General features: G+C 37.1%; 12 protein-coding genes. 7 read left to right on the top strand and 5 right to left on the bottom strand.

Annotation, left to right across the window (positions count from 1 at the left end):
• Positions 1-63: 63 nt before the first annotated feature.
• Positions 64-693 (bottom strand): copper homeostasis protein CutC, encoded by a 630-nt coding sequence (cutC, locus tag IGL32_RS10170; protein WP_002356490.1) that lies wholly within the window; start codon positions 691-693, stop codon positions 64-66.
• 129 nt (positions 694-822) lie between these two features.
• Between cutC and IGL32_RS10165 the strand changes: the two genes are divergently transcribed.
• The 5 genes from IGL32_RS10165 (at position 823) to IGL32_RS10145 (ending at position 7,536) form a co-directional block, all read left to right on the top strand.
• Entirely contained in the window at positions 823-1,668 is an 846-nt protein-coding gene (locus IGL32_RS10165; RefSeq protein ID WP_002359566.1) for a methyltransferase domain-containing protein, read from the top strand.
• A gap of 311 nt (positions 1,669-1,979) precedes the next feature.
• The gene (trmL, locus tag IGL32_RS10160; protein WP_002356493.1) at positions 1,980-2,486 is read left to right on the top strand and encodes a tRNA (uridine(34)/cytosine(34)/5-carboxymethylaminomethyluridine(34)-2'-O)-methyltransferase TrmL; all 507 of its coding nucleotides are present in this window, start codon (positions 1,980-1,982) and stop codon (positions 2,484-2,486) included.
• Positions 2,487-2,702: 216 nt separating this feature from the next.
• Positions 2,703-3,347, top strand: coding sequence for a histidine phosphatase family protein (locus IGL32_RS10155; RefSeq protein ID WP_002362550.1), 645 nt, complete (start codon positions 2,703-2,705; stop codon positions 3,345-3,347).
• Between the two features lie 26 nt (positions 3,348-3,373).
• Positions 3,374-5,971 carry an SF1B family DNA helicase RecD2 gene (gene recD2, locus IGL32_RS10150; RefSeq protein WP_002379735.1) on the top strand — a complete coding sequence of 866 codons (2,598 nt, stop codon included), beginning with the start codon at positions 3,374-3,376 and terminating at the stop codon, positions 5,969-5,971.
• Between the two features lie 197 nt (positions 5,972-6,168).
• Positions 6,169-7,536, top strand: coding sequence for a CHAP domain-containing protein (locus tag IGL32_RS10145; protein ID WP_010708534.1), 1,368 nt, complete (start codon positions 6,169-6,171; stop codon positions 7,534-7,536).
• Positions 7,537-7,676: 140 nt separating this feature from the next.
• Here IGL32_RS10145 and IGL32_RS10140 read toward each other — a convergent pair whose 3' ends face one another.
• On the bottom strand, positions 7,677-8,636 hold the full coding sequence (locus IGL32_RS10140) for a diacylglycerol/lipid kinase family protein (protein ID WP_002379732.1): 960 nt from the start codon (positions 8,634-8,636) through the stop codon (positions 7,677-7,679).
• A 262-nt stretch (positions 8,637-8,898) separates the two neighbouring features.
• On the opposite strand from IGL32_RS10140, the gene IGL32_RS10135 reads away from it, so the two are divergent.
• On the top strand, positions 8,899-9,405 hold the full coding sequence (locus IGL32_RS10135; protein ID WP_086325826.1) for a QueT transporter family protein: 507 nt from the start codon (positions 8,899-8,901) through the stop codon (positions 9,403-9,405).
• Between the two features lie 237 nt (positions 9,406-9,642).
• Positions 9,643-10,848, top strand: a complete 1,206-nt coding sequence (locus tag IGL32_RS10130; RefSeq protein WP_002387163.1) for an aminoacyltransferase — start codon at positions 9,643-9,645, stop codon at positions 10,846-10,848.
• Positions 10,849-10,903: 55 nt separating this feature from the next.
• Here the strand turns inward: IGL32_RS10130 and IGL32_RS10125 are convergent, their stop codons facing one another.
• Genes IGL32_RS10125 through coaB form a run of 3 tightly spaced genes read right to left on the bottom strand, consistent with a single transcriptional unit; the run spans position 10,904 to position 12,867 of the window.
• Positions 10,904-11,539 (bottom strand): ECF transporter S component, encoded by a 636-nt coding sequence (locus IGL32_RS10125; RefSeq protein WP_002356501.1) that lies wholly within the window; start codon positions 11,537-11,539, stop codon positions 10,904-10,906.
• Between the two features lie 3 nt (positions 11,540-11,542).
• Positions 11,543-12,097, bottom strand: a complete 555-nt coding sequence (coaC, locus tag IGL32_RS10120) for a phosphopantothenoylcysteine decarboxylase (RefSeq protein WP_002359573.1) — start codon at positions 12,095-12,097, stop codon at positions 11,543-11,545.
• Positions 12,094-12,867, bottom strand: a complete 774-nt coding sequence (gene coaB, locus IGL32_RS10115; protein ID WP_002379731.1) for a phosphopantothenate--cysteine ligase — start codon at positions 12,865-12,867, stop codon at positions 12,094-12,096. Before coaB ends, coaC begins: the two co-directional genes overlap by 4 nt.
• Positions 12,868-12,882: the final 15 nt, after the last annotated feature.

The raw sequence follows: 12,882 nt of genomic DNA, 5'->3' as shown, positions 1-12,882 counted from the left end.
GAAATCAAAAAAGTGAGATAGCCGTTAATACGACGGCTACCTCACTTTTTTAGATACAAGAAATTAAACAATTTTTGTGCCATGGACTTCTGTGACTTTTAAAGTGTCCATCACAGTTTGAACGTTTTCTGTGGAAATACCGCCACCTGGTAAAATAAGAATCCGTTGATCTGCGTAGACAATTAATTCTTTTAAATGATCAAAGTTGTCTTCGATAGGGGTACCAGCTGGCCCGCCATGAGTTAAAATACGCGTCACACCACGCTCAGCTAACCAGTCGATCGCCTTAAATTGATTTTCTTTCGACAAGGCATCAAAAGCCATATGGAAAGTGATTTGCAAGCCTTCAGCCGTTTCAATGAATAAGTCCAAAGCTTCTTCATCTAACCAACCGTCCTCAGTTAAACAGCCAATAACAATGCCGTCGGTTCCTAATTTCTTTGCTTCGATTAAATCGGTATGCATAATTTTTAATTCAATATCATTATAGACAAAATTGCCGCCACGAGGACGAATGATTGTCATCACTGGTACAGAATGTTCGCCAGCGTATGCTAAGACTTCTTCAATAACACCAGTACTTGGCGTCGTTCCACCCACGGCTAAGTTATCGCATAATTCGATGCGATTCGCACCTTTTTGAATGGCTTGGGGAATCTTAGTGAAATTTTCGGCACAGAATTCTTTAATCATTTCTTATCGCTCCTTGCTTTTTCTTCACAGGCATTGTACCATAATTCTGCTTACTACCATAGCCCTGAAAAAAAGAGTGCAACTTTTTATAAGAGAAAATGTTCATTTAATGAACGTAAGGAGTTTTAAATGTTAAAGAAAATTGAACGAGCACAACAATTATTGAAAAAAGAAGCAGCCGTTTTTCGCTGTCCAACTTGTCATGAACCAATGCATTTAGAAGGGGTTGGTCTGATTTGTCAACAGAGGCATCAATTTGATTTATCCAAGAAAGGCACGCTATACTTTCTAAATCATGGCGTTCAGACAGAATATAATAAAAAAATGTTTACTTCTCGAGGAAAAATGATTCAAAGTGGCATGTACGCGCCTGTTTTAAACAAAATTATGCACTATCTTCCTCAAAATAAAACAGTAGTCGATGTTGGTTGTGGTGAAGGGAGTTTTCTTGCTGAGTTAAGTCAAGCAGGCTTATCTGGACTGAAAATCGGGTTTGATTTATCAAAGGAAGGAATCTATTTAGCAAGTAATCAGCCAATTGATGCGTTTTGGTGTGTGGCGGATTTAACGAATTTGCCATTTGCGAATGAAGGGCTTGATACGATTTTAAATATTTTTTCCCCTTCACATTATCAAGAATTTCGGCGAGTACTAAAAGCTGACGGGACTGTGATTAAAATTATTCCTGAAGAGAATTACTTAAAGGAATTACGAGCGGCTTTTTATCCCAATGACGAAAAGAAACAAAGTTATTCCAATCAAAAAGTAGTCCAACGTTTTGCCGAGGAATTAGCTGTGGAAGTAGATGAACGAATAACTTATTGCTTTGACATTCCCGAGGAAAGACGGTTGGATTTATTAGAAATGTCGCCATTAGAGTGGCAAGTTTCTCAAGAAGTTAAAGCCGAGCTACAACAGCGACCGTTGGAAAAAATTACGATTGACGTCCGCTTGTTAGTAGGTCGTAAAAGATAGACTTTTTTGTGAAGAAAATCCTAAAAAAGTCTTGCAATAAAGTGACATTGGTGTTATATTACTTACAAGTTGTTTTTTCATTGGTTTTTATCAGGGTCCTGTTCTGATAAAAGTTAGTGAAGAGACCTTCACTAACGTAACGACTCGCCGTGCTAGACACCGAGACGGTACGTTTTTTTTATTGGTTAAAATAGCTGCCGCTTGACATCATCGCGTCATGCGGTTTTTTTTGAAAATAAGTATTGTGGGCGCTATTTATTTTGAATTTATGCTAAAATGAACACGATTGATATTTGAGGAGCTGAAGATAGTTGACGAACCATATTGTTTTATTTGAACCACAAATTCCAGCAAATACTGGAAATATTGCACGGACATGTGCAGCGACGAATACACCGTTGCATTTAATTGAACCTTTAGGATTTTCAACAGATGATAAACACTTAAAACGTGCCGGATTAGATTATTGGAATGATGTAAATATTACGTATCATAAAGATTTGGCTGCCTTTTTAGCCCATGTGGCAGGCAAACACTTGCATTTAGTAACCAAATTTGCTCACCAAACATACAGTGAGGTCAATTATAATGATGGCGAAGACCATTATTTCCTTTTTGGAAAAGAAACAACGGGCTTACCAGAAACGTTTATGCGAGAAAACGAAGAAAAGTGTATCCGAATTCCTATGAACGATGAACATGTGCGCTCATTGAATCTTTCTAACACTGCCGCACTAATTGTTTATGAAGCCTTACGTCAGCAAAATTTTCCGAACTTAGAACTGACGCATCATTATGAAAATGATAAATTGGATTAAAAAAAGTTAAAACAGCAGCGCTTTTTTCAAAAATGTCAGAAGAAAGTGGTTTTATTTTTACTGTTGCCCAATTTCCAAGCCTAGAACAAAAAACAATTTAGATTTTTGTTCTAGGCTTATTTTGCTTGGATTACTAGAAACTTCCATGGATATTTTCGCAGGGAAGTGATAAACTAGAAAGACATATGAAGAGATAAAGAAGTTTGGAGAAGTTACATGAAATTATATTTTACACGACATGGAAAAACTGAATGGAATCAACAGAAACGATTTCAAGGAATGACAGGAGATTCGCCGTTATTACCAACTAGTTATGACGAAATTAAACAATTAGGCCAATATTTACAAGATATTCCGTTTGAAAAAATTTATTCTAGTCCGCTATTACGTGCCAAAAATACTGCGCGGGGAATTCAACAAGAATTGACTCATCCAGTTGAAATTGTTTATACAGATACCTTAAAAGAATTAGGTTTAGGTCGTCTAGAAGGACAATATATTGAAGAAATGCGTAATTTTTATGGAGAAGAATTAGATCATTTACGGCATCGTTTAGATTTGTATGATCCAACAATTTTTGATGGTGAACCAATCGAGCAAGCGATTCAACGGATTTCAGAAACAGTTGCTGAAGCGGCGAAACAGCACGAAGGTCCAGTTCTATTTGTCGGACACGGAGCAGCGCTGACGGCGGCAATCCAAGCGATGGCTGGTAAACCATTATCAGAATTACGGACAATGGGCGGGCTGTTAAACAATAGCCTCTCAATCCTTGAAACCAAAGAGGCATCAAGGAACATGCCGTACGACTTAACGTTATGGAATGATACGTCTTTTTTAGCTAAAGAAAAAGCACAATAAGCACACAACAGAAAGGAGGGCTTGTAGTGGTAACACTTTTTGGTGAGGACGAAGAAAAAGCCTTTATTGTTGGAACTGTACAAGCAATCTTTTTTGAAAATCCCAGTAATTTTTATAAAGTCGTTCTTGTAAATGTGACCGATACAAATACAGATTATTTAGAAAAAGAAATTGTAGTAACTGGAAGTTTTGGCCAAGTTCAAGAAGAGGAACCCTATCGTTTCTTTGGTCATTTTGTGGACCATCCTCGTTATGGCAGACAGTTTCAGGTGGATAGTTATCAGCAAGAAAGACCGACTTCGGCTAGTGGGGTGGTTAACTATTTATCAAGTGACAAATTTCCTGGCATTGGTAAACGAACCGCTGAAAAAATTGTTGAAGTATTAGGGGAAAGTGCGATTGACCGAATTATTGATGATCCTAGTGTTTTGGAAGAAGTTACTGTTTTAAATGAAAAAAAACGTCAAGTAATCGTCGAAACAATTCGCTTGAATCACGGGATGGAGCAAGTGATTGTGGGACTAAATCGATACGGCTTTGGTAGTCAGTTAGCTTTTTCAATTTATCAAACCTATCAAGAAGAAACCCTTTCTGTGATTCAAGAAAATCCCTATCAGTTAGTTGAAGATATTGAGGGAGTCGGATTTAAACGAGCGGACAATATTGCTGAACAAATCGGCATTCAGGCGGATTCTGCTGTTCGAATTCGAGCGGCGATTTTACATGAAGTGTTTGAACACTCTATTCGTTCAGGCAATACGTATGTTCAAGCAGATGTTTTGTTAGAAGAAGCGATTCGGACCTTGGAAGCAAGTCGCCCAGTGGAAATCTCACCTGATCAAGTGGCCAATGAAATCATTACGTTAGTCGAACATGGAAAAATCCAACAAGAAGAGACTAAACTTTTTGAGAACAGTCTCTATTTTTCTGAATGGGGCATTGGTACTTCGATTCAACGTTTACTTTCTCGTAAAAAAGAAATTCATTATGAGGAAGAAGAAGTCCAAAAAAATATCCGAATGATTGAGAAACGTTTAAATATTCAATATGGCGACTCGCAACAAGCAGCGATTGAAGAAGCGATTAAATCGCCGTTATTTATTTTAACTGGAGGGCCCGGAACAGGGAAAACAACTGTTATCAATGGGATTGTCTCGTTGTTTGCGGAACTAAATGGCCTTTCATTAGATCTCAAAGACTATACGCAGGAGATGTTTCCAATCTTGCTAGCGGCGCCAACTGGGCGAGCAGCGAAACGTATGAACGAAACGACAGGTTTACCTGCAAGTACCATCCACCGTTTGTTAGGCTTGACAGGTCGTGAAAAAAATCCGAGTTTAACCGCCAAAGAATTAGAAGGTGGTTTGCTAATTGTAGATGAAATGTCCATGGTGGATACTTGGTTAGCCAATACGTTATTAAAAGCTATTCCGACAAACATGCAAGTGATTTTTGTTGGTGATAAGGATCAGCTACCGTCTGTCGGTCCAGGTCAAGTCTTACATGACTTATTGCAAATTAACGAAATTCCCAAATGTGAGCTAAACGAAATTTATCGTCAAGGAGACGGTTCAAGTATTATTCCTCTTGCCCATGAAATTAAAGAAGGAAAGTTGCCTGCTGATTTTCAAAAAAATCAAAAGGATCGCTCGTTCTTTGCAAGTGATATTGGTCATATTGAAGAATACATTCGACAAATCGTCACAAAGGCAAAAGCAAAAGGGTTTACGCCACAAGATATCCAAGTTTTAGCGCCAATGTATCGTGGCGCAGCCGGCATTGATGCCTTGAATAAGATGATGCAAGAAATCTTCAATCCAAATGATGGTAAGAAAAAAGAAGTCAAATGGAATGACACCGTCTATCGGATCGGGGACAAAGTTTTGCAACTAGTCAATACGCCAGAATTAAATGTGTTCAATGGAGATATGGGAGAAATCGTCGGAATTACTTTAGCCAAAGACTCAGAGGACAAAGTGGACGAGTTGGTTTTACAGTTTGATAATAATGAAGTAACGTATAAAAGAAATGAATGGAATAAAATTACGCTATCGTATTGTTGTTCGATTCATAAAGCGCAAGGTAGTGAATTCCGCATGGTGTTACTGCCAATGGTTCATCAGTATAGCCGAATGCTGCAACGAAATTTGCTGTATACAGCAGTGACACGTAGTAAAGAATTATTAATTCTACTAGGTGAGGTTTCTGCTTTTGAAACATGTGTCAAAAACGAATCGGCTAGTCGCATGACGATGCTAAAAGAACGAATCGTGAACGCAGAACAAATGACCTTAACGACTAGAACTCAGTTAGAAGCCTATGAAGAAGGTTTAACGGCAGACCATCCATTTACTGAAACGGAAACAAAAGCTGTCTTTTATGAAACTGAACAGCAATCAACGAAAGCCGATCAGATCAAAGAAACAGACGAGCAATTAGTTGACACAACGGTACAAGAGGTTTCACTATTTGCTGATGAAGGGGAAGAGTCAACCTCACCAGCTGAACCACAGAAAGAAGAACAATTACCTGAAAATCCTGTATTGTCAATTCAAGAAATTCAAGAAAATAAAATTAATCCAATGATTGGTATGGCTGGAACCACTCCATATCAGTTTATGTGAAAATAAATAATTAATTATGTTTGTCTGTTTAAGAAGTCAATTTATTTTATTTGATTCAATATTATTAAATAGTTTTGAATGTTTGTTTAAGCTTTGCAACAGTTTTACAAAAAAATAAAAAAGTGAGACGATGAATAAATATTTTTTACAGATATTTATTCATCACTTAAACTGATAGAGAGGAATTAATTGTAAAAATGAAACGAAAAAGTCTAAAATCATTTATATATGTAAGCGCATTACTTGTTTTTTTGAGTGGTTTTGTTGGTGTTAGTTTATTCGTTAAGTCAGAAGTAGTAGAGGCTACAACGATAGGTGATGACTATCCTGTTAAATGGAAAAATCTTCCTTTAGGCGGGGCGATTGATGATTGGAGAATGTATACTAGATATTGTACCTCATTTGTCGCTTATAGATTAAGCACAGCTAATAACTTTGAGCTTCCAAGTGGCTTTGGAAATGCTGATCGTTGGGGAACAGAAGCAATGGCGAGAGGTTACAAAGTAGATAAGAATCCTAAAGTAGGATCGGTGGCTTGGTGGACATCTACGCATGTTGCGTGGGTAGCAGAAGTATCTGGCGACAATGTTAAAGTTGAAGAGTACAATTATGGATTCGATGGTAAATACAATACTCGTTGGATTAACAAGAATTCCGCCAATGGATACATTCATTTTAAAGATATGCCACAAACACCTGTAGGTTGGTATAACAACGGTCACTATGATTATTACTATTATGCAGACGGAACAAAGGCGATTGGTCTAACTTGGGTAGGTACGAAACGCTATAATTTCGATAAAAATGGTGCCATGTACAAGAATGCTTGGACAAACAGCGATAAATATTCATATTATAGTACATCAGATGGCTCATTAGCGGTTGGTTTAACTTGGGTAGGTACGAAACGCTATAATTTCGATAAAAATGGTGCCATGTACAAGAATGCTTGGACAAACAGCGATAAATATTCATATTATAGTACATCAGATGGCTCATTAGCGGTTGGTTTAACTTGGGTAGGTACGAAACGCTATAATTTTGATAAAAATGGTGCCATGTACAAGAATGCTTGGACAAACAGCGATAAATATTCATATTATAGTACATCAGATGGCTCATTAGCGGTTGGTTTAACTTGGGTAGGTACGAAACGCTATAATTTTGATAAAAATGGTGCCATGTACAAGAATGCTTGGACAAACAGCGATAAATATTCATATTATAGTACATCAGATGGCTCATTAGCGGTTGGTTTGACTTGGGTAGGTACGAAACGCTATAATTTTGATAAAAATGGTGCCATGTACAAGAATACTTGGACAAGCAGCGATAAATATTCATATTATAGTACATCAGATGGCTCATTAGCGGTTGGACATCAACAAATTGGTGAAAATAAATATATTTTCGATAAAAATGGTGCACTATATAAAAATATGTGGGTAGATTTAGACGGAAATCGTTACTACAGTAAAGAAGATGGTGCTCTCGCTATTGGAGAACAAATCATTGATGGAATCACTTACATGTTTGATGAAAGTGGGAAACTAGTTAATAATTAATTTTTGAGAATTAGAAAATTTATTTTAGAATAGAGATGTAAATCTGTTGCAAAGTTTAAGAAGATATTCGGATTGAGATAGATAACACAGCAATAAAAACATACCAAGATTATGAATTAATCTCGGTATGTTTTTATTTTTTAAAACCAAAACAAACGTTTTTGTGTGGTATAAACCATATCAATACTTCGTTTGCCTAAAATCTCGCCATCTGCGTGAATGGTTTGTGGAATCGTCGAAACAATTCGAATTTTGCTTGATTGAAAATGATGAAAATGCTTAGATTTCCCTTGTTTTTGGCGAAGCAATAGGAAAATAAGCCACAAAATTTTAAAAATATTGATTCGTTCCACGACAACTAAGTCCACGACTGCTTTGCGAGGATTGGCCGTCGGCATAATTGATACGCCCCCGCCAAAATAAGGATGATTTGTGACCGTACATAGGAAAGCACGATTAAATGTGTATTGTTTACCATTCATTTCAACTAAAATTGGAAAGCCTTTTTGTCTAAAAAAGACATGAATGATTGAAGAAATATAGGAAAGCGAGCCAAGCTTAAATTTATTTAAGGCTTTTTTTGATGACGATTCGTTGGTTTTTTCCACGATTGCCGCATCCAACCCTAAGCCAACATTATTGGTGGCTAAGCCGATTTCTTCTTGGTTGGCTTCTACATAATGAATTGTTTGAATTTCTTTTGGTCGTCTGGTGCGCAGGATTTGATGCAATGCTTTATCAATATTTCTTGATAATCCCACCCCTCGTGCAAAATCATTTCCAGAGCCGCATGGAATATAGCTTAAAGGAATAGTTGAATCATATGGAAGTAATGAATTAATGACATTATGTAGTGTGCCATCGCCGCCTAGCACGACTAGGATTGGAAAAGTTGAAACGTCTAAGTCTTCAGACCAAGGAAGTAAAGTTGTTTCTGCAAGTTCCTTCGTCAATTCTTTTTCATGTCCAGCGTAATCAGTGTAAAGAGCCGTATATTTAAGTTCTTGTTGCTTGAGTTGTTGAATCACTTTTCTAGCGACTTTTCGGCCATTGCCGCTACTTGCCTGCTCGTTGATAATAAGATAGTAGTGAATGTTCATTGAGCTCCTCCTTTGAATCGCTATTGTCCATTATACCAGAGGGAGGAACTTCTGCGAATAAAGATTGCTTAAAAAAGTAAAAAATGACTAGAAAAAGGCACGAAACAATGCATGAGAGGTGAAACCTGCAAATAAGTGCAAAGTAAAACAGGGCTTTCATTGACTATTTTGACTTTCCATATTAGAATGTGAACTGTTGCAATTGTAACCAAGGTTCATCAACCATCCCTTGTAAAAAAACTCGGAGAAAGAAGGAAAAAGTATGCAAAATTCGTTTCAAGCCAATCGAAAGCTAAGAACAGTCTTAGCCAATGGTATCATTATGGGCTTATATATTGTCCTCTCTTTATTGGTTCGGCCAGTTTCTTCTGGTATGATTCAATTTAGAATTTCAGAAAGTTTGAATCACCTAGTCGTTTTCAATCGCAAATTGATGTGGGGTGTTTTAGGCGGCGTTATCTTTTTTAACTTATTTTTTGGTTTCGGTGTAATGGATGCTCTGTTTGGTGGTGCGCAAACATTATTTGCGTTGAGTTTAACAGCTTTTTTACAAAAAAAGGTACCAAGTATTCCTGTTAGAATGTGTCTAAATAGTCTATTTTTCACTGTAAGTATGTTTTTTATTGCCTTTATGCTAGTACCAAGTGGCGGTCAAGCATTTTGGACAACTTATGGTTGGTTAGCATTAAGTGAAGCGATTATTATGACGATTTCAGCACCAATCATGTATTTTATCAACAAGCCATTAAAATTTGAAACACGTATTTAATTGAAAAGATGTGGATAGAAATGATTCATCCTTTGAATGGCAGTGAAGAAAAGTGTCGTTGCTATTAGTGAACTAAGTGGTAGAATGAACTGTTTCTACCTCGTCTTTTTTACATAAAGAATAAGATCTACATTTTTTCTAAAAATTTTCATGTAAAACTTTACTAGTCTGTTGGAATACACTATGATAGTGTAAGATAAACGGACTATTGGAAAGTCACAGCAGAGGAGTTTGAACATGTACACATTTAAAATCGGTATTCCGGCAGAAGTACACGATACATTTGTTAAAAATCACCCATTATGTAATTTACTACAGTCATCTTCATGGGCAAAAGTCAAGGATAACTGGGGTTCTGAAATTGTTGGGGTTTATGAAAAGGATACATTAGTTGCATCAAGTTTAGTTTTAATCAAACCATTACCAGCCGGTTTTACGATGTTATATACACCAAGAGGTCCAGTAATGGACTATACAAATGAACGTTTGGTCAGCTACTTTATGGCTGAATTGAAAAAATTTGGCAAGAAAAAACGAGCTTTATTTATAAAAATGGATCCAGCGGTTCATTATCAAGATTTTCATTTGGGAGAAGAACACCAACCGCATGCTGAAGCGACATCTATTATTGAGACCTTGAAAGAAGCAGGTGCCAAATATCAAGGACTGACAATGGATATGGGGGCCACCATCCAGCCTCGCTTCCAAGCGAATATTTATCGTGAAGATTTTAGTGAGGAACAATTGTCAAAAAGTACCAAGAAAATGATTAAAACAGCTGAAAAAAAAGGGGTCGTTGTGCAGCAAGGGCATGTTGACTTTGTTGATGAATTTGAAAAAGTCATTCAATCAACCATGGAACGCCAACATATTTCTTTGCGGAATAGTGATTACTTTAAGAAGCTGTTGAACATTTACCCAGAAGACTCCTTTATTATGCTGGCGCAAGTCAATTTAAAGGAACGCTTAGATAGCACGCGACAACGCTATGACAAAAATCAAAAAGACTTGAGTAATTTGAAAGAAAATCAAGTGAAAAAGCGCCATAATTTAGAAGAATTAGATGCTTCCTTGACTCGGGAACTAAAAGAATTAGAAGAAAATATCGCAGAAGCTGGTGAAATCGTCACGGTTGCTGGCGCTTTGGCTGTGACATTTGGTCCAACAAGTGAAATCCTTTATGCTGGCTTAGATGATCGTTATAAACGCTACATGCCAACATATGTGACTTGGCGAGATGCCATTCAAGAATGTTTTAACCGTGGCTGCGAAAGCTGTAATATGGGCGGCTTAGAAGGTAGTTTAAATGATGGCTTAATTAAGTTTAAAGCGAACTTCAACCCAACGATTAATGAATTTATTGGGGAATTCGATTTACCGGTTAATAAATTATTATTTAAAGCCAGTGAATATGCCTATAAATTACGAAAACAAAAAAAATAAATAAAAAACACAGGGACTAAAAATCAAACTTGATTTTTAGTCCCTGTGTTTTTTTCTATAGTTTTTGCGTTGCATTCCGTTTCATTAAGCGAAGCAAAACGCTAGCAATTGCTGAAGCAGCTACACCAGCAACAAGAGCTTCTGGCACACCAGAACTGAAAATCGTCGCAATAATAGCTAGGTAAACAGCAGTTCCAGCTTTACCAATAATTTCAGCATAAGCTGAATTAAAAAGAAAATAAATCATGTTCATGACTAAAATGGTATTCGTTGCTGAGCCTAAAACACCAGCCACAAATAAGGAGACAGGTTGCGCTTTTTCCTTCGTTAATTTATTTAGCCATTTGTAAGCGAAATAAGGAACGACCCCAATTAAAATCCGCGGAATGAGCACAATTAAAAGTGCCTTCCAACTACCATGATCGGTACCGATCACAGGAATAAATGGAGAAAAAACAAACGACAAAGGTGTTGGTGCTGTCGTATTTTTAATTAAGCTAATGATCCCAAACGTGCCGCCCAACATACTACCGATTTTTGGCCCTAAAACAATGGAACCAATAATTACAGGAATATGCATCGTGGTCGAATTTAAAGGACCTAATGTGATAAATCCTAGTGGGGTTAAAGCCAGTAAAAGTAAGATAGCTAAGAACATTGCTGTTAACGTAAATTTTTTCGTGTTATTCATAAATTACTCCTTGTTATCAGATGCTAAAATTTTCATCACTGTTTGAAGAATATCTTCAACAGTGGCAAGTGCGCCACGACCATAATCGCCACAAGCTAATAGAGCTTCACGTGGGATTATTTCTTGATAGCCGACTTCTTTTAAAATGCCAATATTTCGTTGGACAATGGGGTTTTGGTACATATACGTATTCATCGCGGGCGCAATAATTTTTGGTGTTTCAGGATAAAGTGCCAAAGCAACTGTTGATAATAAGTCGTCGGCAATCCCATGGGCTAATTTCCCAATTGTATTGGCCGAAGCAGGTGCTACTAAAAATAAATCCGCTTTTTTAGCTAACTCAATGTGATTAATTTTACTGGGATCAATTTCCATCATGACATCCGTATGCACTGGATTCTTAGAAAGTGATTGTAAGGTCAGCGGAGTGATGAACGCTGTGCTACTTTTAGTCATTAAAATTTCCACATTGTAGCCAAGCTTAGCTAGTTGACTTGTAATATCTGCTGCTTTATATGCAGAAATGCTGCCAGAGACGCCTAATAAAATAGTTTTCATTGTTGTTCTCTCCATTTCTTTTCAACATTTTTAACGATCATTGAACCAATCCCTTGTTTTGAATAAGCTTCTTGGACAATGCCCGTTTCGTTAATTAATAATCCTTTGTGTTCTGTTTCATGAACGTTCATCAAGTCATTGGCTAAGACAAAGTCACACCGATTTTTAACCAAAGCGGCTTGTGCAACTTGGACAAGTTCTTCTTGTGAAACGTTGACAAGTAATTTAAAGCCCACTAAAACAGTTTGGGGTTGCTTGTCACGAATCATTTGGATGACTTTAGGATTTTTCTTTAGAAAAATTAATAATCGGTCCGTATCAGATGAAATTTTTGTTGCTGTTTGAGGAATATCAGCAATCTGATTCAATGTGTTTTGAACGATAGTTACCAAGGCTTCTTTGGTCTTTGGCAATGTTTGTTCGCTTAATTGTTGAGCAAAAGAATCAATAAATTGTTCTTCCGTTTGCGCGGTTTCCGTCGTAAAATCACTGACTGCCATTGCGTGAACAATCGCATCAAATTGCTTTTCAGCAAAGAGTTGTTCTAACGTAGTGGCTAATTCAACCGTTGTTTCTATTTCTTTAATTGATAAGTCCAATTGTTGGGTTGGACGTAATGCATGTTTGGTTGTTACGTAGGTTACGGTGTGTCCAGCAGCTAAAAAACTTTCAGCAATTGCTTTTCCTAGTCCGCCAGAAGAATGATTGGTAATCGAACGAACATTATCAATCGGTTCTGACGTTCCGCCAGCAGTAACTAAAACATCCATAATCAAAACGCCTCC

Source organism: Enterococcus sp. AZ035, assembly GCF_050548325.1.
GTDB classification, from domain to species: domain Bacteria; phylum Bacillota; class Bacilli; order Lactobacillales; family Enterococcaceae; genus Enterococcus; species Enterococcus faecalis.
This window is presented reverse-complemented; position numbering and strand designations above follow the sequence as displayed.